Origin of the sequence: Aeromonas sp. V90_14 (genome assembly GCF_029967615.1) — a bacterium.
Taxonomy (GTDB): Bacteria; Pseudomonadota; Gammaproteobacteria; order Enterobacterales; family Aeromonadaceae; genus Aeromonas; species Aeromonas hydrophila.
The window spans coordinates 1-22,601 of sequence record NZ_JASCAS010000039.1 but is presented as its reverse complement, the minus strand read 5'-3'; the positions used below and the strand labels follow the sequence as shown (position 1 = coordinate 22,601).

Sequence of the window (22,601 nt, the reverse complement as noted above, 5' to 3'; positions counted from 1 at the left end):
AGCCTTTTGCTGACAAGGGGTGGCGGGATCTTGGCGCTTGCCTGTACAAAAAGCAATACGCTACTCTGGGCCAGCATTGTTAACCCCATGATCACCAAGGAAGGCGTTATCCCTATGTTGTTGTCCCAATTGCCCGCAGAGATTTCAGAGTGGCCCGAGTGCCTGTCCGGCGCCCCTTGGTGGGAGCCGACGCCGCAGGCGTTGCTGCCTGCCGCCAGTGCGCTGGATGGCGGCTGGCTGGTGCTGTTCGGGCGCGCGCTGGCCGGTCATCATCTCGGGCGGCTGGCCTCGCTGCTGGCGCAGCATGCGCTGCAGGCCAGGCTCTATCCGCCCGCCATGCCGGCCGGGGTGCCTCTGCTGCTGCTGGGCACGGATCGCTTCTCACCCGCTCTGGTACAGGCGCTCAAGGGGGAGGAGTGGGACATCGATCTGTGTCATCTGCCAGCCCTGCCCAGCCTGGCGGAGCCCGGTTTGCTGGTGATGGACATGGACTCCACCGCCATCCGCATCGAGTGCATCGACGAGATTGCCCGGTTGGCCGGGGTCGGCGAGCAGGTGGCGGCGGTCACGGCGGCCGCCATGCAGGGCAAGCTGGAGTTTGCCGACAGCCTGCGGGCCAGGGTCGCCCTGCTGGAAGGGGCGCCGGTCACCCTTCTTGACGAGGTGGCGGACAACATGCCCTGGATGCCTAACCTGCAATTGATGGTCGACACCCTCAAGCAGGCTGGCTGGAAGGTGGCGATCGCCTCTGGTGGCTTTACCCGTTTTGCCGGCCAGTTGCAGCGGGAGCTGGGGCTGGACGCCATCTTTGCCAACGAGCTGGCGGTGGAAGGGCAACAGCTGACCGGCAAGGTGAGCGGGCGCATCGTCGATGCCGCCGTCAAGGCCGAGGTGCTGCAGCAGCTGGCGCAGGAGTACGGCATCGCCGCTGGCCAGACCGTGGCCGTCGGCGATGGCGCCAACGATCTCAAGATGATGGGGGTGGCCGGACTCGGCATCGCCATCCACGCCAAGCCGCTGGTGCGGGCCCAGGCGGCGGCCACCCTCAATCACCACGATCTTGAAGGGGTGATCTGCCTGCTCGGCGCCCTGGCCTGCCGTCAGCAGCGCTGGGATCGCCGCTAGTCGCGGCGCCTCGGCAAGACCCTCACGTCACGGAGGACGTAGTCTCATAATGGAACTGTTACAGCAATCCCTGTTTATTCCCTGCGGCGAACATCGGCTGCACGTGCGCCACATCCAGCCGCGGGTTGCGGTACATGGCGAGCCGATCCTGATGGTGCACGGCGCCATCGAGAACGGCCGCATCTTCTACACCGAATCAGGCAAGGGGCTGGCCTGCTTTCTGGCCCGCCACGGCTATCAGGTCTATGTGGCCGACCTGCGGGGACGGGGGCTGAGCACGCCGGCCATCGCCGAGCAGGCCGAACATGGCCAGCATGAGCTCATCACCGAGGATCTGCCGGCCCTGCACCGCTGGATTGCCGCCCGCCATGGCGGCTTCAAGCTGCACTGGATGGCCCATTCCTGGGGGGGCGTCATCATGGCGTCGACCCTGGTGCGCTTCCCCGAGTTGGCGGATCAGGTGGCCAGCCTGGTGTTTTTTGGTACCAAGCGCGGCGTGTCGGTACAAAATCCGGAGCGCTGGCTGAAGGTGGATCTGATCTGGAACCGGCTGGCCCCCTGGCTGGCCAGGCGCAACGGCTTTCTGGCCGCGCGTAGCCTGAAGATCGGGGCGGATGACGAGCCGCTGCGTTACCTGCAGGAGACCATTCCCTGGGTCAAATGCGGCCCCTGGCAGGATCCCAGCGACGGGTTCGCCTATGACGAGGCGGCCGCCCGGGTCAACTGGCCACCGCTCTGGATGATTTCGGCCAAGGCGGACAAGGTGCTGGGTCACCCGACCGACGTGCGCCGCTTCAGCGCCGAGATGGGCTCGGCTGCGCGCCATACCCGGCTCGGCCGGGACAACGGTAACCGGCTCGATTACGACCACATCAACATGTTGACCGCCCCGCAGGCGCAGGAGGATCACTTCCCGCAGATCCTGGAATGGCTGCTCAATCCGCAGGCGGTCTGACAAAGAGCGGTTGGCGGAGCGGGTTACTATCCGGTGTACTGATGGATAAACAAACCATGGCGGGCCAGAGGCCCGCCATGGTTTTATTGCCTGCCCGCCAGGTTGAGGGCCGTGGTTTGCAGGGGCCTGCTCAATTGACGGGCGCCGTGATGCCGAGCCGGAACAGGGTCGCCTGGCTGGTATCGGTCAGCTCGCCCACCCCGACTACGCTCCACAACTCCTCTTCCAGCTTCTTGGCCTTGTGAATGGCGAACTTGGCGATGTAGTCCAGCTCGTTGGCGATGAAGTTGGTGTCGGGGCGGCCGGTGCGGGAGATGCCCACCAGCACCGAGTAGAACTCCCCCTGGCGCAGCGCCTGTTCGATGAAGCTGCGCTTCTCCGCCACATTCTTGAAGCTGCTGGCGAGCCGGCTGGTGAAGATGGGCAGGCCGGCCGCCGTCTGCAGGCTGGCGATGTAGACCTCCTCCTCCTGGGGCTGATCCTCCCGCTCGATGGCCCGCAGCGGGTTCATGATGAGCTGTTTGAGCAATTCGCCCTGGAACAGGGGATAGAGGTTGTCCTGGTCACCCTGCTCGGCACAGGCTTTCAGCAACCGCGACAGGCTGCGCGCCTGCGGGGCATGACCGATGGAGGCCGGCCTGGGGGCGCCCTTCAGCTTGTTGATGTAGACCGGGGTGCTGAAGACGTGGTGGGTGTAGATGTTGCGAAGCGCCCGCGCCATGCCGCGATAGCGGCGCTGCTCCTGGGCTGCTTTGAGCTTGTTCTGGTTGCTCTCGATCAGCAGCTTGAAGAACTGGCGGCCGGTGTGGCGCTCCGGATCGCCCTCGATGCACAGGTGTAGCACGGTGCGGGTCAGGTTGATGCTGACCAGCCGGTAGGGCAGACGCTGCAGATCCATGCTCTTGGATAGCTCCTGCAGGCGCGGCAGGGCGATGGTGACGATGTCGTCCTTCACCCCCTCGAACGGCTCTTCCAGCTCGATCTGCATGCCGTGGGCCGAGATGTCGCGGGTCCAGCCGAGCCAGGCGCGACCATTGTGCTTGATGGCCACGGCCGTCTTGTGGATGTAGCGGGCCTCCTTGCGCAGCTGGACATAGTGCAGCGTCTCTATTTCGAAGGGGGCGGCACTGCTGTCGTGGCCGAAACGCTGCAGCTCGTTGGCATTGTGCTGGGCGCAGGCATCGTACTGGAACTCTTCCCGCTGACTGTCGAGACCGACATCCTGCAGCAGGCCGACATAGCTTATCTGCTTGAGCCGCTCCTGCAGCAGCATGTCTTGCAACTGGGGGCTCTCCTTGCTCTGCTGGCTGGCCAGATCGGCCTCGTGCAGGTCACAGCGCTCCAGGCTGAATTTGTAGACCCGCCAGCTGGGGCGACGGGCGCCGACCTGGAAGAAGAGCGACATCAGCCCGCTCTGCAACAGCTCTTCCCGGGTGGCGGAGAAGAAATAGAGGTGGCTGCGTACCGAGTGGGTGAAGCAGTAGATCAGGGTCTCTTTCAATTCACCCGCTGCCGGCAGCAGGGCCTGCATGCGGGTGGCGGAGAACAGGCTGGCGAGCATGTCGCGGTTCTTGGCATCGCGCCAGTATTCGAGGATGTGCTGGTTGTTCTCGGTGCGCAGGGCGATCTCGAGGCTGGGGCTGTCGCCCGAACCGAAAAACAGCGGCATGCCGGTCATGCGCGGCAAATAGAACTGCTCATACCCCTTGATGATGGCGGCGGAGAGCAGATAGTCGACGCTGACCCGATAGCGGCTCTTGTTGCTCTCGATGAACTCGCTCAGGAACTGGTCGAAGCCGGGGTGTTCGCCGGTTTTGACCAGCCTGAGCCAGAACTTGCCCTCCTTGCTCTCTTCCCCGAGGATCTGGTAGCTGACCGAATGGTGCAGGACCGGGTTGGCATGATCCCGCTCCAGCCCGGTGAAGAACACCTCGACCTGGGCGCCGGTCTGGTAGTTGGGCAGATAGGGCACCGAGACCCGGATCCCGCCGAGGGAAAGGTCGGAGCTTTTGGCAAACAGCTTGTCGCCATCGGCAAACTTGATCAGCACAGGGGAGCTGAAGTGCATCCGCTCCTGGCGTCGGCCATAGTAGCTGGCAAAGGCGATGGGGTTGACGTCGTACTGGCGAAACGGGCTGGCAGGGGGCTGCAGCGGGCCATCACTCTTGCCATGGTGGTGCTTCTGCCAGTATTGCAGTGCCTCGTAGACTCCCAGGGTATAATCGTCTTTGTAGAGATAGCTCTGGGACTGGAACAGACCGATGGCCTCGGCCGGCATGAAGTGGGTGATCCCGTCGGATTCATGGACCAGACACTCGTCACCCAGTTCGTCCCGCATGTCGATCACGCGACGGCAGGGGGTGCATCTGCGCTTGATCTCCATCTTGATCAGAAAACGGCTGTTGCTGTTTTCGTCCTGGGTCAGGCGATTGAAGATGTCATCGAAATCCTTTTCTCTGAGCAGGGGGATGAGCTGTTCAATAAGGTGCTGTTGTTGTTCTGAATCCATGTGTTCCTGCCACGGAAAGTCACTTTTCCGATTCTGGGTTTGATCTGTCGGTCGCAAACAAGTATATCAAGCAGGAATTCATCCTGTCCCCGAGTTATCCATGGCCAAAAACAAAACTGCCTATGTTTGTACCGAATGTGGCGCCGACTTCACACGCTGGCAGGGCCAGTGCAGTGAGTGCAAGGAGTGGAACACCATCAGCGAGGTGCGCCTCGGCTCGGTGACCCCGGGTAAGAGTGCCCGTTATACCGGTTATGCCGGCGCCGTTGGCAGCCAGGTGCAGACGCTGGCGGAGATCGCTACCACCGAGATCCCCCGTTTCTCCTCCGGTTTCAAGGAGCTGGACCGGGTCCTGGGTGGCGGGGTGGTGCCGGGCTCGGCGATCTTGATCGGTGGCAACCCGGGGGCGGGCAAGTCGACCCTGCTGCTGCAGACCATGTGCGGTCTGGCGGAGCGGATGAAGACCCTTTATGTCACCGGCGAGGAGTCGCTGCAGCAGGTAGCGATGCGTGCCTCGCGCCTCGGCCTGCCGACCGACAAGCTGCGCATGCTGTCGGAGACCTCGGTCGAGCAGATCTGCTTGATTGCCCAGCAGGAGCAGCCGCAGATCATGGTCATCGACTCCATTCAGGTGATGCATGTGGCGGATGTGCAGTCGGCGCCGGGGTCCGTGTCTCAGGTGCGGGAAGCCGCCGCCCTGCTGACCCGCTATGCCAAACAGAATCACGTCGCCATCTTCATGGTAGGCCACGTGACCAAGGATGGCACCCTGGCCGGCCCCAAGGTGCTGGAGCACTGCATCGACTGCTCCGTGCTGCTCGATGGCGGTCACGATTCCCGCTTCCGGACCCTGCGTTCCCACAAGAACCGCTTCGGGGCGGTCAACGAGCTCGGCGTCTTCGCCATGACCGGGCAGGGGATGCGGGAGGTGAGCAACCCTTCCGCCATCTTCCTCAGCCGCGGTGAAGAGCAGGCGCCGGGGTCGGTGGTGATGGTGATCTGGGAGGGGACCCGGCCCCTGCTGGTGGAACTGCAGGCGCTGGTGGATTACTCCCAGCTCTCCAACCCGCGCCGGGTGGCGGTGGGGATGGATCACAATCGTCTCGCCATGTTGCTGGCGGTGCTGCATCGCCACGGCGGCCTGCAGATGGCGGATCAGGATGTCTTCATCAACGTGGTTGGCGGGGTCAAGGTCGAAGAGACCAGTGCGGATCTGGCCCTGCTGCTCTCCATGGTCTCCAGTTTCCGGGATCAATCCCTGCCCAAGGATCTGGTGGTGTTCGGGGAAGTGGGGCTGTCTGGCGAGATCCGGCCCGTGCCCTCCGGCCAGGAGCGGTTGCAGGAGGCCGCCAAGCATGGCTTCCGCCGGGCCATAGTGCCGTACGCCAACGCGCCCAAGCATCCCATCGAAGGCATGGAAGTGGTGCCGGTCAAGAAGCTGGCCGATGCCCTGGAGGCGTTGTAATCGGCATGGTGGCCGCAGGCAGGCAATAAAAAGGAGCGCAACGGCGCCCCTTTTTACATTGAATGTACCGCTCAGGGGTGAGGGTGTTCGAGATGTTCGCTCAACAACTGTTCCAGCTCTCGGTGCAGCAAGTCTTCATCGCCGACGTTGAGCTCGATCATCCGCTTGAGGTGGGTGGCGCTGTCGATATCGATGTGATGGCAGTAGAACCCCAGCTTCTTGCTGGCTTCATGGGTCAGCATGACCTGCATCTTGATCTCGATGTCGCTGCCGCTCAGCACGAAGCTGAGTGAATACTCTTTGTTGTCGTGGCTTTCCCAGTCATCGGGCCGGATCAACAGGGCACCCTGCAGGGAGATATCCACCAGCTGGGTCCGCCATTTCTTATCTCCCTGGACGAGGTCGGCCATGGTCAAGTAGAGGATCCGTGAAAAACGGCGACGCTCGGACATTCTCATCTCCTGTCAGCAATAGGAATTGGAGCTAAAGGTCATGACATAGAGTGTAATGCACCTTGCACATCAGGATCTTGAACTGGCTCCGAAATTGGATATCAAACCTGCTGGGCGCTGAGTGACTCCACGACCTGCAGTGCCTTGATCAGCCGATCTTCCTGCTTGAAACGATCTTCCAGCACGGGGCCCAGCTGGTTCAGATCCTCATCCAGCAACAGCAGCTGAGCCTCATCGGCATTGCTGTACTTGTCGTTGAACTCCAGCGCGAACTCGGTGCAGGCCCGGATGTGGGGGTAGATGCGTTTCGCCAGTTCCAGCTTGTCGCCGCTGGCCTGTTCGAAGGCGGTCACCACATGGTTGTAGATTTCGAAGTGTCCGGCGCTGACATAGTCGACCAGGCGTTCACAGAAGCCTTGCAGTTCCACATGGCCGGGCAGCGAACGCTGTTTGGTGCGGGCGGGGGTCAGTCCGGCAAGTCGCATGTATTCGACCAGCAATGCCTGCCTGGCATCCAGCCAGTCGTCGATAGCTCTGTGCTTTCCTGCCAATGCGCGTTTGGTTTGTTCCAGTTCAGTTAACATAGTCCCTCCGTGGGGCATAGGCATGGAGTGCTATCGTGACGGGCCTCCGGCCTTTTTATTGACTGACGACACCCTCCTATAACTAGGGAAAATCCAGTTGACCGTCAATAGGGGCATGGGGATATTGTTACACCGGGTGGCGTTTTGGTTACAAGGCACCATCATTTGCTCTCCTCTTCCCGTCAATTACGATCACGAAGGGGCGAGATATGTGACTATTTCCGCAGATCTTGATGAAAACCCCAGCATTCAAGCCAATCCGGCTGATAAAGCCTTTGCCTGAGTGTTTTTTTTTGAATAGAGTGGCCCGGTGCTAAATGCCCGATCATAAAGGAAATGTTATGAACAAAGCTCAACTTGTCGATGCAATTGCAGCCAAAGCAGATCTGAGCAAAGCTCAGGCCAAAGTCGCTCTGGAAGAGATCATCAATGGTATTACCCAGAGCCTGAAAGAAGGTGATGCTGTGCAGTTGGTGGGTTTTGGCACCTTCAAGGTGAACCATCGTGCTGGCCGTACCGGTCGCAATCCGCAAACTGGTAAAGAGATCCAGATTGCAGCCGCGAATGTGCCGTCCTTTGTGGCAGGCAAGGCGCTCAAAGACGCCGTCAAGTAATCCCCAAAAACCCGGCGCCAGCCGGGTTTTTTATTGCCATCGTCAGCGGAAATTGTTTCAGATACACTCAAGATATGGCGTGCGCCGTAGTGAGGTGGATGATGGAACAGAAAAATGCCATTCGGCAGGTTGCCGTACCTTGGGCTCCGTCCCGCCAACTCCCCCCGGGCCTGGTTGTGGCCGAACTTCATCAGGATATCTGGAGCGACTCCCTCACCATCATGTTGGGCAGGGCTCGCAGCATCGATCTGCCGCCGCAGATCCTTTGCCGGGTCTATTTTCGCCATATTTACGCGGTGCGGGTAATGGAGGATTGCGATCTGGCGGAGGGCAAGGATAGCCATGCCATCGAGGAGCAGATCCAGCTCATCACCCCGTCCCGATTTGCCAGCTGGTTCCATCAGGAGTCGGATGGTCTGCACCTGGACGAGGATTTGCAGCACTACCGCATTTCGACCTGGGATTATTGCGCCGATGTGCTGACGTCCAGAGCGCCCGAGCTGCAGTTCGTGGACAAAGGCGATTAGCGAGGCTGAAGAGACAATAAAAAACCGGCAGCACTGGGTGTTGCCGGTTTTTTATTGGTCGATGCGGGGTGAACTCAGCCGAGCAGCTGATCCCGATGCAGCCCCAGCACGATGAGCAAGCCAAGGAAGTAGAAGACGCTGAGTTTGATGCCCAGGATGGCGAGCAGGCCGGCGCAGAGCCGGACGATGGCCTTGTGCAGCCAGGAACCGGTGAAACGGTACATGGTTACTCCGCCGCCTCCGTGGTGGCGAATTCCGGCACCTTGGCCATGGCATCCAGCACTACCTGGATATCCGCTCCCGGCTTGCAGGCGTTCTCACTCAGATGGCGGCGCCAGGCGCGAGCCCCCTGCATGTTCTGGAAAAGCCCCAGCATGTGGCGGGTCATGTGGGAGAGATAGTTGCCCTTGGCCAGCTCCTGCTCGATATAGGGCAGCATCATCCGCACCACCTCGTGGCGGCTCGGTACGGCGTGGTTCTGGCCGAACACCATGTTGTCCACCTGCGCCAGAAGGTAGGGATTCTGATAGGCTTCGCGCCCCATCATGACGCCATCCAGGTGCTGCAGATGCTCGAGGGTCTGCTCCATGGAGGTGACTCCGCCGTTGAGGGCGATGGTGAGATCCGGGTAATCCTGTTTGACCCGATAGACACGGGGATAATCGAGCGGCGGGATCTCGCGGTTTTCCTTGGGGCTCAGGCCGCTCAGCCACGCCTTGCGGGCATGGACGATGAAGGTGTCGCAACCGGCGTCACGGACCTGTTCGATGAAGGCCTGCAGAAATTCGTAGGAGTCCTGATCGTCGATGCCGATGCGGGTCTTTACCGTCACCGGAATATCGACCACATCGCGCATCGCCTTGACGCAGTCCGCCACCAGTGCGGGCTCGCCCATCAGGCAGGCACCAAAGCGGCCATTCTGCACTCGATCGGAGGGACAGCCGACGTTGATGTTCACCTCGTCATAGCCGCGCTCCTCGGCCAGTTTGGCGCAGCGCGCGAGATCGGCCGGGTTGCTGCCACCCAACTGCAGGGAGATGGGGTGCTCCTGCTCGCTGTAACCCAGATAATCTCCCTTGCCGTGGATGATGGCGCCGGTGGTCACCATCTCGGTATAAAGCAAGGTCTGGCGAGTCATCAGACGATGGAAATAACGGCAATGCCGATCGGTCCAGTCCAGCATGGGGGCGATGGAAAAACGCTGCGCCTGCATAAAAATCATCCGGGTTGGCTAAACAAAGGGGGCGGATTTTACCACAACGTGAGGCAGCCCCAGAAAATGAATTTTGTCACCGCGTCAAAGGGGGCCCTGTGATAGTATCCGGCTAATAAAAAGGGTAATTGCGTGATCATGAATCAAGACCAACTTTTACTACGAGCCGAACGACTCTGCGAACAACGCGGGATCCGCTTCACCCCTACTCGGCGTCAGGTGTTCAGGCTGCTGGCTGCTCACGGCAATGCCATCAGCGCCTATGATCTGTTGGCCCAGCTGCAGCAGACCGAGGCCCATGCCAAGCCGCCGACCGTTTATCGGGCACTGGATTTTCTGCTCGAACAGGGCTTTGCCCACAAGGTGGAGTCGCTCAACGCCTTCATTTTCTGCTGTCACTTCGATCATGCCCACCCGATGCAACTGCTCATCTGCGATCGGTGTGGCGAGGTGGTCGAGTTGCATGACGCGGCGATCGATGGCGCGTTTTCCGAGCAAGCCCACTTGCATGGCTTTACTATTACCAATAAGACAATAGAGGCACATGGCCAATGTGCTCGCTGTACGCCCACCGTAGGAAGTCAACATGAAGGCTGATTTTGTAAACCCGTTCCTGCTCTCCCTGCTCAATGTGCTCTCCACCATGGCACAGCTCGAGCTCAAGCCGGGCAAACCCAAGCGCAAGATGGACGAGCTGGCGCGCGGCGATGTCTCTGGCCTCATCGGCATGGTCGGCCCGCAGACCCGTGGCTCGCTCTCTATCAGCTTCGAGAAAGGGCTGGCGCTGGAGATCATGCGCCGGATGCTGGGCGAGGCTCCGGCCACCATCAATGAAGAAGTGACCGACATGGTGGGCGAGATCACCAACATGGTGACCGGCGGCGCCAAGCGCATGCTGGGGGAGAAGGGGTATGAGTTCGACATGGCGACCCCCATCATCGTCTCCGGCCCCAATCACACCATCACCCATCGTGCCGACGGCACCAAGATCATGATGCCGTTCGAATCAGATTACGGTCGTGCCACCATCGAGATCTGTTTCGAGTAATCCTATGTGGAAAGCGCTGAAATGGTTCTTCATCGGTTGGGCCCTGCTGCTCATCCTGTCTGATCTCCAGATCACCACCTCGCTCTACAAGTACGAAGACAACCGGGTGGTGGTGAACTTTCCGCGCTGGCAGGCAGATCAGCCCTGGGGCACCTTTGAGTGGCATGCCGGGCGGGTGGAGACCCATTGGTATGGTCTGGCAGGCAGACCCAAGCCGGTAGACCCGCTGCTGTAGCAGCCAGGATGACAGATGCAATGCAAGAGGCCAGCTGATGCTGGCCTCTTGTCGTTGGTCGCCCGGTTGATCAGGCCGCTTCGGCGGCCAGATCTTCGCGGGGGCGCAGCAGCATGCCGAAGCCGCAGGTCAGCAGGGTGGGCAGCAGCCAGGCCAGTCCCTTGTCGAACAGCGGCAGGAAGGCGAACGCATCCATCTGCATGCCGGCCGCGCCTAGCCCGTCCAGACAGCCGAACAGAAACGCTACCAGCAGCACGGCGCGAAACGCCAGCCGTGGCCGGCCAAAGTAGCCCTGTACAAAGGTCACCAGCACCAGTGCGATGGCGACCGGGTAGATGGCGACCAGCACCGGGATGGAGAGGCTGATGAGCTGGCTCAGCCCGACGTTGGCCACCAGGATGGAGACGCATCCCATCAGCAGCACCCACTTGCGGTATGTCCAGCCGGCCAGACCGTGGAAGTAGTCGGCGCTGGCGCAGAGCAGGCCGACTGCGCTGGTGAAGCAGGCCAGGGTGATGATGGCGGCCAGGATCAACTGGCCGTAGTGGCCGAACAGGCTCAGTACATAGGCGTTGACGATGGCGCCGCCATTGTCGACGTTGGTCACCACGCCCGCCGCGCTGTTGCCCAGGTAGAACAGGGAGATGTAGACCGCCGAGAGGCCAACTGCCGAGATGAGGCCCGCGATGGTCAGGTATTTGAACTGCCTCGGGTAGTCCTCGATGCCCTTGCGCCGCAGCAGACCGATGATGAGGGCACCGAACATCAGGGAGGCGAGGGTATCCATGGTGTTGTAGCCTTCCAGCATGCCCTTGATGAGCGGGGTATCGATATAGTCGCCGCTGGCCTCCGGCATACCACCCTGCGGGGCGATGACGACGCCGAGCGCCAGGATCAGCAGCATCACCATCAAGGCCGGAGTCAGGTACTTGCCCACCGCATCCAGCAGCCTGCCCCGATCCAGCGACACCAGGATCACCAGCGCAAAGAAGCACAGGCTGTAGAGCAGCAGCCCGTGTTGGCCAGCTTCGCCAAGCCAGGGTTTGAGCCCCATTTCATAAGCCACCAGCCCGGTGCGGGGAGTGGCAAAGGCCGGCCCCATGATGATGTAGATAGCGATGGCCAGCGCCGTGGCCGCCCAGGTCGGCAGATAGCGGGTCATCGCCGTCCAGCCGCTGCTGCCTTGTCCGGCGCTGCCTCTGGCAACGGCGACCAGCGTCAGCAGAGGGAGACCCACCGCTGTCAGCAGAAAGCCGACCATGGCTGGCATCAAATGTTCACCGGCCATGAAACCGGCGAGCGGTGGAAAAATGATGTTGCCTGCCCCCAGATAGAAAGCAAACGTCATAAAACCCAGTCCGAATACGTCGGACAACTTCAGTGATTTCGTCAAACCTGACCTCATCTGCCTTATCAGCTTGTTCTTGTTGATTGCACCCACTGCCTGGCAGATAACCGGATAACAATGCTTCCCTCTCCTCCACGATGAGCACATCGGCGAAGGAGCACTCTTCTGAGCATAAAGAAGAGAAATTTGATCTCAATCACACATTAATATCTTGAAACAATTTAATTGGCCAGAATAAATCACCGATTAGCCAGCGGTTGGCAGCAGTGAAGGAGGTCGGCATGACGGCAGGGGGCTGGCAGCAGGAAAGGGGTAACGGGTGGTAAAAGGCGGTTGGTAGACAAACAAAAGAGCCTGCGCAAGGCAGGCTCTTTGAGATGGACGGGAGTGAAATCAGGCGGCTTCGGCAGCCAGTTTCTCGCCGGAGCGAACCGCCATGCCGAGGCCACAGGCCAGCAGCGTCGGCAGCAGCCAGGCCAGGCCCTTGTCGAACAGCGGCAGGAAGGCAAACGCATCCATCTTCATGCCGGCGGCGCCCAGACCGTCCAGGCAGCCGAACAGGAAGGCAACCATCAGCACGGCGCGGAACACCAGGCGCGGACGACCGAAGTAACCCTTCAGGAAGGTGACCAGCACCAGTGCCACGGCAACCGGGTAGATGGCGACCAGCACCGGGATGGAGAGGCTGATGAGCTGGCTCAGGCCCACGTTGGCGACCACGGCGCAGATGACCCCCAGCAACACCACCAGCTTCTTGTAGCTCATGCCGGTCAAGTTGTGGAAGAAGTCGGAGCAGGCGGAGATCAGGCCCACGGCGGTGGTGAAACAGGCCAGGGTGATGATGGCGGCCAGGATGAACTGACCCGGCTGCCCAAACAGGCTCAACACGTAGGCGTTGACGATGGCGCCGCCGTTGCTGATGTCGGTGGCGACGCCGGCTGCGGTGTTGCCCAGCTGGAACAGAGAGACGTAGACCACGGACAGACCAATGGCGGAGATGATGCCGGCAATGGCCAGGTACTTGAACTGGCTCTGGTAGTCATGAATGCCTTTCTGGCGCAGCAGGTCGACGATCAGGGCGCCGAACATCAGGGACGCCAGGGTGTCCATGGTGTTGTAGCCTTCCAGGATCCCTTTCACGAAGGGGCCATTCTGATAGTCACCGGAAGAGGCAGGCATGTCACCTTGCGGGGCGACGAACACACCGATGGCCAGGGTCAGCAGCAACAGCATCAGCACCGGGGTCAGGTATTTGCCGATGGCATCCATCAGCTTGCCCTGATTCATGGAGACCAAGATGGCCACGCCGAAGAACAGCACAGTGTAGGCTGCCAGACCGGCCTGACCCATGTCACCGATGAAGGGCTTGAGGCCCATTTCGTAGGCTACCAGCCCGGTACGGGGGGCGGCGAAGGCCGGACCGATGATGATGTAGATGGCGACGGCCAGTGCGGTGGCCACGCCGGCCGGCAGCAGCTTGGTCATGCCGGCCCAGCCGTTGCCTGCCTTGGCGACGGCGATGATGGTGATGAGGGGCAGACCGACGGCAGTGACCAGGAAACCCAGCATGGCGAGAGAGAGGTGCTCACCTGCCATGTAACCGGCCAGCGGCGGGAAGATGATGTTGCCGGCGCCCAGATAGAAGGCGAAGGTCATGAAGCCCAATCCGAGCACGTCGGACAATGTGAGTGATTTCGTCAAGTTCAACCTCGTCTGTCTTGTAAACTATTGCTTGTTATAGTTTTTTATTGGTCAGTGACCGATATTGTTCAGGGGTAAAAAAAAGGAGCCCCGCTTGTTTTTTCATCGCAACCAGTGGTTTGAGCTGGTCTTGAGCGGGTGCTCGTTTAGGAGTCAGCATAATGGCGTGAAAAAATAGTTCAAGACGAAATTTACATCTTCAAATAGAAGGGGCCGGTCAGTTGGATGTATCTGTCGGAATAGGTTCCATCAGCAGAATGGATCACAATTTCACCCTGCTCACACTTGTTTAATCCTCTGCCAAGTCGCAATAAAACACGATTTGCCGCTTTTCCTGCCCTGGTGATAACAGCTGTATAACAAACGGCGTGCAGATCATAATCTGCCGAGATGCATAAAATTTCATCGGCCATGGCCGTTGGCACGACCAGCGCAACCTCGCCGTTGGGGGCCAATAGCCGGTCACAGGCGACCAGCAGATCCCGGCTGTCGAGGCCGCCGGTATGACGTGCCAATGCCCTGGCGGGATCGCGAAATGACTGGCCCGCCACGAAGTAGGGGGGGTTGGAGACGATCAGATCGTAAGGGGCGGCCTGATAGTTTTGAATGGCGCTCTCGATGACGGTGACCCGCTCATGCCAGGGGGAGGCTGCCGCATTCTCGCGAGCCTGCCGGGCTGCATTGCTATCCAGCTCTACCGCATCGATGTGGCAGTCGGCAGGGCTGCGCTGGGCCAGCATCAGGGCGATGAGGCCGCTGCCGCTGCCAATGTCGAGCACCCGGCGGGCGTTGGTGACAGGCGCCCAGGCGCCGAGCAGGATACCATCGGTGCCGACTTTCATGGCGCAGCGATCGTGATCAACATGAAATTGCTTGAAGGTAAAACCGCTGTTTCGTCCCATCCGACTCCCGTCCTGTGCCAGCGCCGCAGAAAATGGTCGGCGATTATAGCGACTAAGCCACAGTCGCCATAGGAGCCGACGACATAATCGCCTATAATCTGCCGTTTCCTTAATGACCGAGTATTGCCATGAGCCAGTCCTTTGATGATTTCGACCTGAATCCAGCCCTCAACCGGGCCTTGGCCGAGATGGGTTTCACCCGCCCCACCACCATTCAGCAGATGGTGCTGGAGCCAGCCCTGGACGGCCGCGATATTCTGGCATCCGCCCCGACCGGTACCGGCAAGACCGCCGCCTTCCTGCTGCCGGCCCTGCAGCATCTGCTGGACTTTCCCCGCCGCAAGCCGGGCCCGTGCCGCATGCTGGTGCTGACCCCGACCCGCGAGCTGGCGCTGCAGGTCACCGCCCACGCCAAGGCGCTGGCGGCTCACACCAACCTCAGCATCGAGACCATCATCGGCGGCGTCAGCCATGAAGAGCAACTGCCGGCCCTGACCAAGACCACCGACATCGTGGTGGCCACCCCGGGCCGCCTGCTCGAGTACATCGAGAAAGAGGAGTTCGAGAGCCACGATATCGAGGTACTGGTGCTGGACGAAGCGGACCGCATGCTGGATATGGGCTTCATCAAGGATGTGAACCGCATCGTGGAAGAGGCGCGTTATCGCAAGCACACCATGCTGTTCTCCGCCACCCTGGAAGGGGCAGGCCTTGAGAAGTTCGCCAACGATATCCTGAAGGAGCCGGTAGAGCTGCACGCCGAGCCGCCCCGCAGCGAACGTCGCCCCATCACCCAGTGGGTGCACCTGGCCGACGATGCCGCTCACAAGCTGGCCCTGCTGGTGCATATCCTGAAAGATCCCGAGACCCAGAAAGCCATCATCTTCGTCAAGACTCGTGAGCGGCTGGCGGAGCTGTCCGGTCAGTTGCAGGCGGCTGGCGTCTCCTGCGCCTGGATCCGCGGCGAGATGGAGCAGAGCAAGCGCATCGAGTCGATCCGCAAGTTCCATGAAGGGGAAGTGCCCTTCCTCATCGCCACCGACGTGGCCGCCCGCGGCATCGACCTGCCCAACGTCAGCCATGTCATCAACTACGACATGCCCTACGGCGCCGATGTCTACGTCCACCGGATCGGCCGCACCGGCCGTGCCGGCAACCGTGGTTGCGCCATCAGCCTGGTGGAAGCCCACGACATGGCGATGGTCGCCAAGATCGAGCGCTACACCGAAGAGCGTCTCAAGCGCCGGGTGATCGACGAACTGCGCCCCAAACATAAAGAGGCGCGGGTGCCGGTGAAGAAGAAAAAGCCGAAGGACGACAAGAAGAAGTCGGCCAAGAAGAAAAAGAAGTAAGCCTGCCCGCCACAACGGCCATCCCCGGATGGCCGTTGTGCTATCTGCTGCTCACTCGACGGGGGCCAGAAAAGAAAAAAGCCGACGTATAAACGTCGGCCAATAAAAAGTGCTTACAACAGAGGATTCACCTATTCAGACTTGGGGATCCTGAATTTGGTTCCCTCGGGTCGTAATTAATTTTCAGCGCGTTTGAACATCAGGGTATTGGCGTCGGACTCTTCCGCTACGAAGTAGTAGCCATCGGCGTTGAACCCGGTCAGCTGCTCCACCTTGGTGAGTCGGTGCTTGATGATGTGACGGGCCATCATGCCGCGCGCCTTCTTGGCGTAGAAGCTGATGATCTTGAACTGGCAGTTCTTCTCGTCCTTGAACACCGGCGTGATGATGCGCCCCTGCAGGGTCTTGGGACGTACCGACTTGAAGTACTCGTCGGAAGCCAGGTTGATCAACACCTCGTCGCCTTGGGCGGCCAGCGCCTTGTTCAGGTGGGCGGTGATGATGTCGCCCCAGAACTGGTAGAGATCCTTGCCACGCGCATTGTCGAGGCGAATCCCCATCTCCAGCCGGTAGGGCATCATCAGATCGAGCGGGCGCAGCACCCCGTAGAGACCGGAGAGCATGCGCAGGTGTGCCTGGGCGAAGTCGAGATCAGCTTCGCTGAAATCCTCCACCGCCAGCCCCGTGTAGACATCCCCCTTGAAGGCCAGCAGCGCCTGGCGGGCGTTGGCCGGGCTGAAGTCGGGTTGCCAGTCGGCAAAGCGGGCGGCGTTGAGGCCGGCCAGCTTGTCGCTGATCTTCATCAGGCTGGCGATCTGGTCCGGGCTCAGCTGGCGGGCCCGGCCGATCAGCTCGGCGGAGTGGTCCAGCAGCTCGGGTTGGGTGAAACGGGAAGTCACCAGCGGCGACTCGTAGTCCAGCGTCTTGGCCGGGGAAACCACAATCAGCATAACGATCCTTTATAGCGGTGACGCACGCCCCTCATTCATCCAGGGTGACGTTGTCGAGAGTGCCTGCACCCAGCTGCTCGCGCCCCGACAGCTTGATCAGCAGTCGCAGGTCGTTGGCCGAGTCGGCATGGGCAAGGGCCTCACTGTAGCCAATTTGGCCGGCACAGAACAGGGCGAACAGCGCCTGATCGAAGGTCTGCATGCCGAGCTCGGTGGACTTGGTCATCACCTCCTTGAGCCGGTGCATCTCCCCCTTGCGGACGATGTCGGTGATGAGCGGGGTGTTGAGCAGCACCTCGAAGGCCGCACAGCGGCGGCGTCCGTCCAGGCTGGGCAACAGTTGCTGGGCCACGATGGCACGCAGGTTGAAGGAAAGATCGAACAGGAACTGGCGATGTTTCTCCTGAGGAACGAGGTGCAGGATGCGGTCCAGCGCCTGGTTGGCATTGTTGGCGTGCAGGGTGGCGAGGCAGAGGTGGCCGGTCTCGGCAAACTGCAGGGCAAACTCCATGGTCTCCTGGCTGCGGATTTCGCCGATCAGGATCACGTCCGGGGCCTGACGCAGCGAACTTTTCAGTGCCACGTCAAACGACGCTGTGTCTATGCCTACCTCGCGCTGGGTGACCAGGCTGCGGCCGTGCTGATGCACGAACTCCACCGGATCTTCCACCGTCAGGATGTGGCCGTCCACATGCTGGTTGCGATAGCCGATCATGGCCGCCTGGGTGGTGGATTTGCCAGCGCCGGTGGCTCCGACGAACAGCACCAGCCCGCGCTTGGCCAGGGCGATCTCCTGCAGGATGGGGGGCAGCGCCAGCTCGTCGAAGGTGGGGATGCGGGTCTCGATACGGCGCAGCACCATGCCCGGCAGCTCCTGCTGCCAGAAGGCGCTGACCCGAAAGCGGCCAAGCTCCTCGCGGTGGATGGCGTAGTTGGCCTCCTTGGTATGCAGATAGCGCTCGAAGTGCTCCTGGCTCAGGGTCTCCTTGACCAGCGCCAGCGCCCTGGCCTTGTCGAGGGGGGCTTCTGCCAGTGACTGCAGGTGGCCGTTGACCTTGAGGGTCGGCGGCGTGCCGACCGTGATGAACAGATCCGAGCCTTTGCGGGCGACCAGCTCGGTCAGCAGGGCATCCAGATTCATAACGACTCCTTCCCTAGATTCGTCGTGGTTAGATGGTGTTGGGATCGACCGCCTTGGCCTTGGCATCCAGCGCCGCCACTACGCCGCGACTCACCAGCTGCTTGAGGCTCTGATCCATGGTCTGCATGCCGTGGGTCATCCCGGTCTGGATCACCGAGTAGAGCTGGGCAATCTTGTCTTCCCGGATGAGGTTACGCACGGCGGGAATACCCATCATGATCTCGTGGGCCGCCACCCGGCCGCCACCGATGCGCTTGAGCAGGGTCTGGGAGATGACCGCCCGCAGCGACTCGGAGAGCATGGAACGCACCATGTCTTTTTCCGCTCCGGGGAAGACGTCGATGATCCGGTCGATGGTCTTGGCCGCCGACGAGGTGTGCAGGGTGCCGAACACCAGGTGGCCGGTCTCGGCCGCGGTCATGGCGAGGCGAATGGTTTCCAGGTCACGCATCTCGCCCACCAGGATGATGTCCGGGTCTTCCCGCAGCGCCGAGCGCAGGGCGTTGCTGAAGCTCTTGGTATCGCGGTGTACTTCCCGCTGGTTCACCAGACAGCGCTTGTTCTCGTGCACGAATTCGATGGGATCCTCGATGGTGAGGATGTGGTGATGAAAGTTCTCGTTGATGTAGTTGACCATGGCCGCCAGGGTGGTGGATTTACCCGAGCCGGTCGGACCGGTCACCAGCACCAGGCCGCGCGGGTATTCGGCAATCTTGCGAAAGATCTCCGGCGCGTCCAGATCTTCGAGGCTCAGCACCGTGCTGGGGATGGTCCGAAATACCGCACCGGAGCCGCGCGCCTGCTGGAAGGCGTTGACCCGGAAGCGGGCCAGGTTCGGCACCTCGAACGAGAAGTCCACCTCGAAGTTCTCTTCCAGTTCCTTGCGCTGGTGGTCGTTCATGATGTCGTAGATGAGGGCGTGCACTTCCCGGTGTTCCAGGGCGGGCAAATTGATCTTGCGAACCTCGCCATCAACCCTGATCATCGGGGGAACCCCGGCCGAGAGGTGTAGATCCGAGGCTTTATGTTTTACACTGAAAGCCAATAACTCTGTGATATCCATAGATTTGTCATTCTCCCATCACAAGATCACTAACGAAACATGAACCAGATTGCCGAGCACCTGCTTCAGGTCAAGGAACGTATTGTACAAGCCGCCAGCTGCGCGGGCCGAAGCAGCGATCACATCCAGCTGCTGGCGGTCAGCAAGACCAAACCGCTGGAGGCCGTTTGCGAGGCCTATGCCGCCGGTCAGCGCCGCTTTGGCGAATCCTACGCCCAGGAAGCGGCGACCAAGATAGATACCCTGCGTGAGCAAGGGGCCTGTGCAGACATAGAGTGGCACTTTATCGGCCCGCTGCAATCGAACAAGTCCAAGCTGGTGGCCGAGCGCTTCGACTGGGTGCAGAGCGTGGACAGAGAGAAGCTGATCGAACGCCTGAACAACCAGCGCCCGTGTGGGCTCGCGCCGCTAAATGTCTGTCTGCAAATCAATATTAGCGGAGAGAGCAGCAAATCCGGAACGTCGGAGCAAGAGATTTTCCGCCTGGCTGAACTGGTCTCCGGCTGTGAACGGCTGCGGCTGCGCGGCCTGATGGCGATTCCGGAGCACACCAGCGACGAGGCGGTGCTGGCCGCCCAGATGGTGCGCATGCAGACTCTGTTCACCGAGCTTGCGCAACAATACCCGGGCGTCGACACCCTCTCGATGGGGATGACCGAGGATCTCGAACTGGCGATCGGCCACGGCAGCACCATGGTGCGGGTCGGTACCGCCATCTTCGGTGCCCGCGACTATTCATGAGCAAGGCCCGGGATGCGATGCATCGGGCCGTGCTTTTTTCAGATAACAGGAGCGTTTGATGCAGCATAGAATCCTCGCCTTTATCGGGGCGGGCAACATGAGCCGCAGTATCATTGCCGGTCTGGTTCAGGCGGGCTATCCGGCCGACCGGATCATCGCCGCCAACCCCAGTCGGCCCAAGCTGGATGCGCTGGCCAACGACTACGGCATCCGCATCACCCAGGACAACGCCGAGGCGGCCCGGGCGGCAGAGGTGATCGTGCTGGCGGTCAAGCCGCAGCTGATGGCCGCCATGCTGAGCGCGCTGGTGGCACAGCTGGGCACGCTGGAGGGCAAGCTGCTCATCTCCATCGCTGCCGGCATCAAGGTGGCGCGGCTGGCCGAGATGGCGGGCGGCCACGGCCGGATCATCCGCACCATGCCGAACACCCCCTCTCTGCTGGGGCTGGGGATGACCGGGCTGTACGCCCCGCCCGGCATCGAGCAGGCTGACCGCGCGCTGGCCGAGCAGATGATGCAGGCGGTGGGCAAAACCCTGTGGGTGGAGCAGGAGTCCGCCATCAACGGGGTCATCGCCGCGGCCGGCAGTGCACCTGCCTACTTCTTCCTGTTCATGCAGGCCATCGCCGAGGAGGCAGAGGCCATGGGCTTCTCCCCCGAGCAGGCCCGCCTGCTGGTGCAGCAGACCGCCCTTGGTGCGGCCGCCATGGTCGAGCAAAATCCCGAGCTGTCGCTGCAGGCCCTGCGCGAGCAGGTGACCAGCAAGGGTGGCACCACCGCCGAGGCGATCAAGACTTTCCAGCAGCAGGGACTGATGCCGCTGACGGCACACGCCATGCAGGCGGCCGTTGCCCGGGCTGGCGAAATGGAAACCCTGTTCTGAACCCGATTTCTCTTACTCTCTGTCTCAACCTGGAGCCCAGATGAACACTGCTTACTTTCTGATTAACACGATTTTTGACCTCTATCTCATGGTGGTGCTGTTGCGCGTCTGGCTGCAGTGGGCCCGCGCAGACTTCTACAACCCCATGAGCCAGATGGTGGTCAAGCTGACCAATCCGCTGGTGGTGCCGCTGCGCCGGGTCATTCCCGGGTTTGGCGGGCTGGACATGGCTTCTGTGCTGCTGGCCATCATCATCGCCTTTGCCAAACTGGCGCTGCTCAAGAGCATGAACGTGCTGCTGGCCGACTGGCTCACCCTCAGCCTGTTTGCCGGCCTCACCGTGCTGAAGAAGGCCGGCTCCATGATCTTCTGGGTGCTGCTGATCCGCGCCATCTTGAGCTGGGTCAGCCAGGGGCGCAACCCCATCGAGTACGTGATGCACCAGCTGACCGAACCCTTCCTGGCCCCCATCCGCCGCATTCTGCCGGCCCTGGGCGGGCTGGATCTCTCCGTGCTGGTCGCCTTTATCGGGCTGCAGGCCATAAACTATCTGTTGGGTGATCTGTTCGGCCAGCTGTGGTGGATGATTTGATGGCAGCCGTCCTGCGGGAAGGGGATGAGCTGATAATGCATCTGATGATCCAGCCCAAGGCGAGTCGGGATCAGATCGTCGGATTGCATGGAGAAGAGTTGAAAGTGGCCATCACGGCGCCGCCGGTGGATGGCCAGGCCAACAGCCACTTGATCAAGTATCTGGCCAAGCAGTTCAAGGTGGCCAAGGGGCAGGTTCGCATCGTGCGGGGGGAGCTGGGGCGGCACAAGACGGTCGCCATCGAGGCGCCCAGGCAGATCCCCGCCGAGGTCAGTGCCCTGCTGGACAATCAGGGTTAACACGAGAAGGATGACACCATGAAAACAGCCTGGATAAGCTGCCTGCTGGCACTGCTGCTGACCTTGCCCCTGCGGGCCGAACAGATGAAGGAGCTGGGCCCCTGGCAGGTGCACTACAGCGCCTTCAACTCCAGCTTCCTCACTCCCGAGGTGGCCAAGGCCTACGGCCTGGAGCGCAGCCGCTACAACGGCATCGTCAACATCGCGGTGCAGAACAAGCAGGGGGTCGCCCAGGCGGTGGGGATCAGCGGCGAGGCCAAGAACCTCACCGGCACCATCCGCAACCTGAGCTTCCAGGAGGTCAAGGAGGGGGATGCCATCTACTATCTGGCGGTGCTGCCTTATCGCAACGAAGATACCTACCAGTTCACCCTGAAGATCATGGGGGAGGGGCAGCAGCAGACGCTGACCTTCCAGCAGACCTTCTACGTCGACTGATATTGGTACCTGTCATGCCCAGGAAAAGCCCCGAACGCAGGTTCGGGGCTTTTTTCATGACGGCGAGTCGGCCGGCGGGGTGAAGTCGTGGATCTCCCCGATCCGCGGGGTGAAGCGGGGATCCTGATCCCGGTTGTGTTCCACCCACTCCATGGCCTGACAGAAGCTCTCCCGCTTCGAGAACTCGCTGCGCACCTGATCGATGGCCCGCTCCGCGCTGCGCCGCTCCATCTTGCTGGCCTTGCGGTCGCTGAACTGCTTGTGCTGGGCCAGCATCCACTCGGTGAAGGCCTGGCGGCACTGTGCCTCGCTGGCTGCCTGGACGGGCAGGGCAGCCAGCAGGGCGATCATCAATAAATAGCGCATAACAACATCGGTGACTGAGGGGCGTGGTTGTCTGAAAGGGCGGCATTCTATGCCGAAAACTTGAGCATGAACAGGGGAAGAGAGGGGGCCGGCATGGC

Annotated in this window: 27 protein-coding genes; 15 read left to right on the top strand and 12 right to left on the bottom strand. The window is 61.0% G+C overall.

Annotation, left to right across the window (positions count from 1 at the left end; translation table 11 throughout):
- Nucleotides 1–114: 114 nt before the first annotated feature.
- Nucleotides 115–1,125, top strand: a complete 1,011-nt coding sequence (serB, locus tag QLG02_RS16080) for a phosphoserine phosphatase SerB (protein WP_282465652.1) — start codon at nt 115–117, stop codon at nt 1,123–1,125.
- A 49-nt stretch (nt 1,126–1,174) separates the two neighbouring features.
- On the top strand, nt 1,175–2,080 hold the full coding sequence (locus QLG02_RS16075; RefSeq protein ID WP_282465651.1) for an alpha/beta fold hydrolase: 906 nt from the start codon (nt 1,175–1,177) through the stop codon (nt 2,078–2,080).
- 130 nt (nt 2,081–2,210) lie between these two features.
- Here QLG02_RS16075 and QLG02_RS16070 read toward each other — a convergent pair whose 3' ends face one another.
- Nucleotides 2,211–4,589, bottom strand: a complete 2,379-nt coding sequence (locus tag QLG02_RS16070) for a PilZ domain-containing protein (RefSeq protein ID WP_282465650.1) — start codon at nt 4,587–4,589, stop codon at nt 2,211–2,213.
- A gap of 100 nt (nt 4,590–4,689) precedes the next feature.
- Here QLG02_RS16070 and radA point away from each other — a divergent pair, with 100 nt between their 5' ends.
- Nucleotides 4,690–6,054: a DNA repair protein RadA gene (radA, locus tag QLG02_RS16065; RefSeq protein WP_060390695.1), complete on the top strand. Its 1,365-nt coding sequence runs from the start codon at nt 4,690–4,692 to the stop codon at nt 6,052–6,054.
- 71 nt (nt 6,055–6,125) lie between these two features.
- On the opposite strand, the gene QLG02_RS16060 is transcribed toward radA, so the two are convergent.
- Complete coding sequence (locus QLG02_RS16060) at nt 6,126–6,506, bottom strand: PilZ domain-containing protein (protein ID WP_011707404.1); 381 nt, start codon at nt 6,504–6,506, stop codon at nt 6,126–6,128.
- Between the two features lie 101 nt (nt 6,507–6,607).
- The gene (locus QLG02_RS16055; RefSeq protein ID WP_011707403.1) at nt 6,608–7,090 is read right to left on the bottom strand and encodes an Rsd/AlgQ family anti-sigma factor; all 483 of its coding nucleotides are present in this window, start codon (nt 7,088–7,090) and stop codon (nt 6,608–6,610) included.
- Between the two features lie 97 nt (nt 7,091–7,187).
- Here QLG02_RS16055 and QLG02_RS16050 point away from each other — a divergent pair, with 97 nt between their 5' ends.
- From QLG02_RS16050 to QLG02_RS16040, 3 genes are all read left to right on the top strand, one after another.
- Nucleotides 7,188–7,373 (top strand): hypothetical protein, encoded by a 186-nt coding sequence (locus tag QLG02_RS16050; RefSeq protein WP_130631666.1) that lies wholly within the window; start codon nt 7,188–7,190, stop codon nt 7,371–7,373.
- A gap of 58 nt (nt 7,374–7,431) precedes the next feature.
- Nucleotides 7,432–7,704: a nucleoid-associated protein HU-alpha gene (gene hupA, locus QLG02_RS16045; protein WP_005305063.1), complete on the top strand. Its 273-nt coding sequence runs from the start codon at nt 7,432–7,434 to the stop codon at nt 7,702–7,704.
- A gap of 101 nt (nt 7,705–7,805) precedes the next feature.
- Entirely contained in the window at nt 7,806–8,231 is a 426-nt protein-coding gene (locus tag QLG02_RS16040; protein ID WP_011707401.1) for a hypothetical protein, read from the top strand.
- Between the two features lie 74 nt (nt 8,232–8,305).
- Here the strand turns inward: QLG02_RS16040 and QLG02_RS16035 are convergent, their stop codons facing one another.
- Both QLG02_RS16035 and dusA read right to left on the bottom strand, forming a co-directional pair.
- Complete coding sequence (locus QLG02_RS16035) at nt 8,306–8,455, bottom strand: hypothetical protein (protein ID WP_223950696.1); 150 nt, start codon at nt 8,453–8,455, stop codon at nt 8,306–8,308.
- Nucleotides 8,456–8,457: 2 nt separating this feature from the next.
- Nucleotides 8,458–9,444, bottom strand: coding sequence for a tRNA dihydrouridine(20/20a) synthase DusA (dusA, locus tag QLG02_RS16030; RefSeq protein ID WP_282465649.1), 987 nt, complete (start codon nt 9,442–9,444; stop codon nt 8,458–8,460).
- Between the two features lie 138 nt (nt 9,445–9,582).
- Here dusA and zur point away from each other — a divergent pair, with 138 nt between their 5' ends.
- The 3 genes from zur to QLG02_RS16015 are packed head-to-tail and all read left to right on the top strand — an operon-like array spanning nt 9,583 to nt 10,727.
- A complete protein-coding gene (gene zur, locus QLG02_RS16025) occupies nt 9,583–10,041 on the top strand; it encodes a zinc uptake transcriptional repressor Zur (protein WP_081304784.1) in 459 nt (152 codons plus the stop codon).
- Entirely contained in the window at nt 10,031–10,492 is a 462-nt protein-coding gene (locus QLG02_RS16020) for a chemotaxis protein CheX (RefSeq protein WP_016351979.1), read from the top strand. Before zur ends, QLG02_RS16020 begins: the two co-directional genes overlap by 11 nt.
- Nucleotides 10,493–10,496: 4 nt before the next feature.
- Nucleotides 10,497–10,727 (top strand): hypothetical protein, encoded by a 231-nt coding sequence (locus QLG02_RS16015; protein ID WP_029302182.1) that lies wholly within the window; start codon nt 10,497–10,499, stop codon nt 10,725–10,727.
- A 70-nt stretch (nt 10,728–10,797) separates the two neighbouring features.
- On the opposite strand, the gene brnQ (QLG02_RS16010) is transcribed toward QLG02_RS16015, so the two are convergent.
- The 3 genes from brnQ (QLG02_RS16010) to QLG02_RS16000 form a co-directional block, all read right to left on the bottom strand.
- Complete coding sequence (gene brnQ / locus QLG02_RS16010; protein ID WP_282465655.1) at nt 10,798–12,075, bottom strand: branched-chain amino acid transport system II carrier protein; 1,278 nt, start codon at nt 12,073–12,075, stop codon at nt 10,798–10,800.
- A 393-nt stretch (nt 12,076–12,468) separates the two neighbouring features.
- Nucleotides 12,469–13,776 carry a branched-chain amino acid transport system II carrier protein gene (gene brnQ, locus QLG02_RS16005; RefSeq protein WP_011707394.1) on the bottom strand — a complete coding sequence of 436 codons (1,308 nt, stop codon included), beginning with the start codon at nt 13,774–13,776 and terminating at the stop codon, nt 12,469–12,471.
- A 191-nt stretch (nt 13,777–13,967) separates the two neighbouring features.
- Nucleotides 13,968–14,678 carry a tRNA1(Val) (adenine(37)-N6)-methyltransferase gene (locus QLG02_RS16000; RefSeq protein ID WP_282465648.1) on the bottom strand — a complete coding sequence of 237 codons (711 nt, stop codon included), beginning with the start codon at nt 14,676–14,678 and terminating at the stop codon, nt 13,968–13,970.
- A 128-nt stretch (nt 14,679–14,806) separates the two neighbouring features.
- Between QLG02_RS16000 and srmB the strand changes: the two genes are divergently transcribed.
- Nucleotides 14,807–16,030, top strand: a complete 1,224-nt coding sequence (gene srmB / locus QLG02_RS15995; protein WP_016351974.1) for an ATP-dependent RNA helicase SrmB — start codon at nt 14,807–14,809, stop codon at nt 16,028–16,030.
- A gap of 176 nt (nt 16,031–16,206) precedes the next feature.
- On the opposite strand, the gene yaaA is transcribed toward srmB, so the two are convergent.
- The 3 genes from yaaA to tapT are packed head-to-tail and all read right to left on the bottom strand — an operon-like array spanning nt 16,207 to nt 19,184.
- Entirely contained in the window at nt 16,207–16,980 is a 774-nt protein-coding gene (yaaA, locus tag QLG02_RS15990; RefSeq protein WP_282465647.1) for a peroxide stress protein YaaA, read from the bottom strand.
- A 31-nt stretch (nt 16,981–17,011) separates the two neighbouring features.
- On the bottom strand, nt 17,012–18,121 hold the full coding sequence (gene tapU, locus QLG02_RS15985) for a type IVa pilus ATPase TapU (RefSeq protein WP_282465646.1): 1,110 nt from the start codon (nt 18,119–18,121) through the stop codon (nt 17,012–17,014).
- Between the two features lie 28 nt (nt 18,122–18,149).
- Complete coding sequence (gene tapT, locus QLG02_RS15980) at nt 18,150–19,184, bottom strand: type IVa pilus ATPase TapT (RefSeq protein ID WP_011707389.1); 1,035 nt, start codon at nt 19,182–19,184, stop codon at nt 18,150–18,152.
- A 39-nt stretch (nt 19,185–19,223) separates the two neighbouring features.
- On the opposite strand from tapT, the gene QLG02_RS15975 reads away from it, so the two are divergent.
- Genes QLG02_RS15975 through QLG02_RS15955 form a run of 5 tightly spaced genes read left to right on the top strand, consistent with a single transcriptional unit; the run spans nt 19,224 to nt 22,137 of the window.
- Entirely contained in the window at nt 19,224–19,925 is a 702-nt protein-coding gene (locus QLG02_RS15975; protein WP_282465645.1) for a YggS family pyridoxal phosphate-dependent enzyme, read from the top strand.
- A gap of 58 nt (nt 19,926–19,983) precedes the next feature.
- Nucleotides 19,984–20,808 (top strand): pyrroline-5-carboxylate reductase, encoded by an 825-nt coding sequence (gene proC / locus QLG02_RS15970; protein ID WP_103827459.1) that lies wholly within the window; start codon nt 19,984–19,986, stop codon nt 20,806–20,808.
- A gap of 40 nt (nt 20,809–20,848) precedes the next feature.
- On the top strand, nt 20,849–21,400 hold the full coding sequence (locus tag QLG02_RS15965) for a YggT family protein (protein WP_016351969.1): 552 nt from the start codon (nt 20,849–20,851) through the stop codon (nt 21,398–21,400).
- Entirely contained in the window at nt 21,400–21,699 is a 300-nt protein-coding gene (yggU, locus tag QLG02_RS15960; protein WP_011707385.1) for a DUF167 family protein YggU, read from the top strand. The genes QLG02_RS15965 and yggU overlap by 1 nt, the downstream gene beginning before the upstream one ends.
- A gap of 18 nt (nt 21,700–21,717) precedes the next feature.
- On the top strand, nt 21,718–22,137 hold the full coding sequence (locus QLG02_RS15955; protein WP_011707384.1) for a DUF4426 domain-containing protein: 420 nt from the start codon (nt 21,718–21,720) through the stop codon (nt 22,135–22,137).
- Nucleotides 22,138–22,191: 54 nt separating this feature from the next.
- Here QLG02_RS15955 and QLG02_RS15950 read toward each other — a convergent pair whose 3' ends face one another.
- Nucleotides 22,192–22,503: a hypothetical protein gene (locus QLG02_RS15950; protein ID WP_042064670.1), complete on the bottom strand. Its 312-nt coding sequence runs from the start codon at nt 22,501–22,503 to the stop codon at nt 22,192–22,194.
- Nucleotides 22,504–22,601: the final 98 nt, after the last annotated feature.

Bases quoted from the DNA above. Each gene is read 5' to 3' on its own strand.
- proC (WP_103827459.1), top strand. From the start codon at position 19,984: ATGCAGCATAGAATCCTCGCCTTTATCGGGGCGGGCAACATGAGCCGC.
- srmB (WP_016351974.1), top strand. From the start codon at position 14,807: ATGAGCCAGTCCTTTGATGATTTCGACCTGAATCCAGCCCTCAACCGG.
- QLG02_RS16055 (WP_011707403.1), bottom strand. From the start codon at position 7,090: ATGTTAACTGAACTGGAACAAACCAAACGCGCATTGGCAGGAAAGCAC.
- yggU (WP_011707385.1), top strand. From the start codon at position 21,400: ATGGCAGCCGTCCTGCGGGAAGGGGATGAGCTGATAATGCATCTGATG.
- zur (WP_081304784.1), top strand. From the start codon at position 9,583: ATGAATCAAGACCAACTTTTACTACGAGCCGAACGACTCTGCGAACAA.
- serB (WP_282465652.1), top strand. From the start codon at position 115: ATGTTGTTGTCCCAATTGCCCGCAGAGATTTCAGAGTGGCCCGAGTGC.
- QLG02_RS16060 (WP_011707404.1), bottom strand. From the start codon at position 6,506: ATGTCCGAGCGTCGCCGTTTTTCACGGATCCTCTACTTGACCATGGCC.
- QLG02_RS16070 (WP_282465650.1), bottom strand. From the start codon at position 4,589: ATGGATTCAGAACAACAACAGCACCTTATTGAACAGCTCATCCCCCTG.
- tapU (WP_282465646.1), bottom strand. From the start codon at position 18,121: ATGAATCTGGATGCCCTGCTGACCGAGCTGGTCGCCCGCAAAGGCTCG.
- QLG02_RS16015 (WP_029302182.1), top strand. From the start codon at position 10,497: ATGTGGAAAGCGCTGAAATGGTTCTTCATCGGTTGGGCCCTGCTGCTC.
- QLG02_RS16000 (WP_282465648.1), bottom strand. From the start codon at position 14,678: ATGGGACGAAACAGCGGTTTTACCTTCAAGCAATTTCATGTTGATCAC.
- hupA (WP_005305063.1), top strand. From the start codon at position 7,432: ATGAACAAAGCTCAACTTGTCGATGCAATTGCAGCCAAAGCAGATCTG.
- tapT (WP_011707389.1), bottom strand. From the start codon at position 19,184: ATGGATATCACAGAGTTATTGGCTTTCAGTGTAAAACATAAAGCCTCG.
- yaaA (WP_282465647.1), bottom strand. From the start codon at position 16,980: ATGCTGATTGTGGTTTCCCCGGCCAAGACGCTGGACTACGAGTCGCCG.
- QLG02_RS16075 (WP_282465651.1), top strand. From the start codon at position 1,175: ATGGAACTGTTACAGCAATCCCTGTTTATTCCCTGCGGCGAACATCGG.
- QLG02_RS15955 (WP_011707384.1), top strand. From the start codon at position 21,718: ATGAAAACAGCCTGGATAAGCTGCCTGCTGGCACTGCTGCTGACCTTG.
- QLG02_RS15975 (WP_282465645.1), top strand. From the start codon at position 19,224: ATGAACCAGATTGCCGAGCACCTGCTTCAGGTCAAGGAACGTATTGTA.
- dusA (WP_282465649.1), bottom strand. From the start codon at position 9,444: ATGCAGGCGCAGCGTTTTTCCATCGCCCCCATGCTGGACTGGACCGAT.
- QLG02_RS15965 (WP_016351969.1), top strand. From the start codon at position 20,849: ATGAACACTGCTTACTTTCTGATTAACACGATTTTTGACCTCTATCTC.
- brnQ (WP_282465655.1), bottom strand. From the start codon at position 12,075: ATGACGTTTGCTTTCTATCTGGGGGCAGGCAACATCATTTTTCCACCG.
- QLG02_RS16035 (WP_223950696.1), bottom strand. From the start codon at position 8,455: ATGTACCGTTTCACCGGTTCCTGGCTGCACAAGGCCATCGTCCGGCTC.
- QLG02_RS16020 (WP_016351979.1), top strand. From the start codon at position 10,031: ATGAAGGCTGATTTTGTAAACCCGTTCCTGCTCTCCCTGCTCAATGTG.
- QLG02_RS16040 (WP_011707401.1), top strand. From the start codon at position 7,806: ATGGAACAGAAAAATGCCATTCGGCAGGTTGCCGTACCTTGGGCTCCG.
- radA (WP_060390695.1), top strand. From the start codon at position 4,690: ATGGCCAAAAACAAAACTGCCTATGTTTGTACCGAATGTGGCGCCGAC.
- QLG02_RS15950 (WP_042064670.1), bottom strand. From the start codon at position 22,503: ATGCGCTATTTATTGATGATCGCCCTGCTGGCTGCCCTGCCCGTCCAG.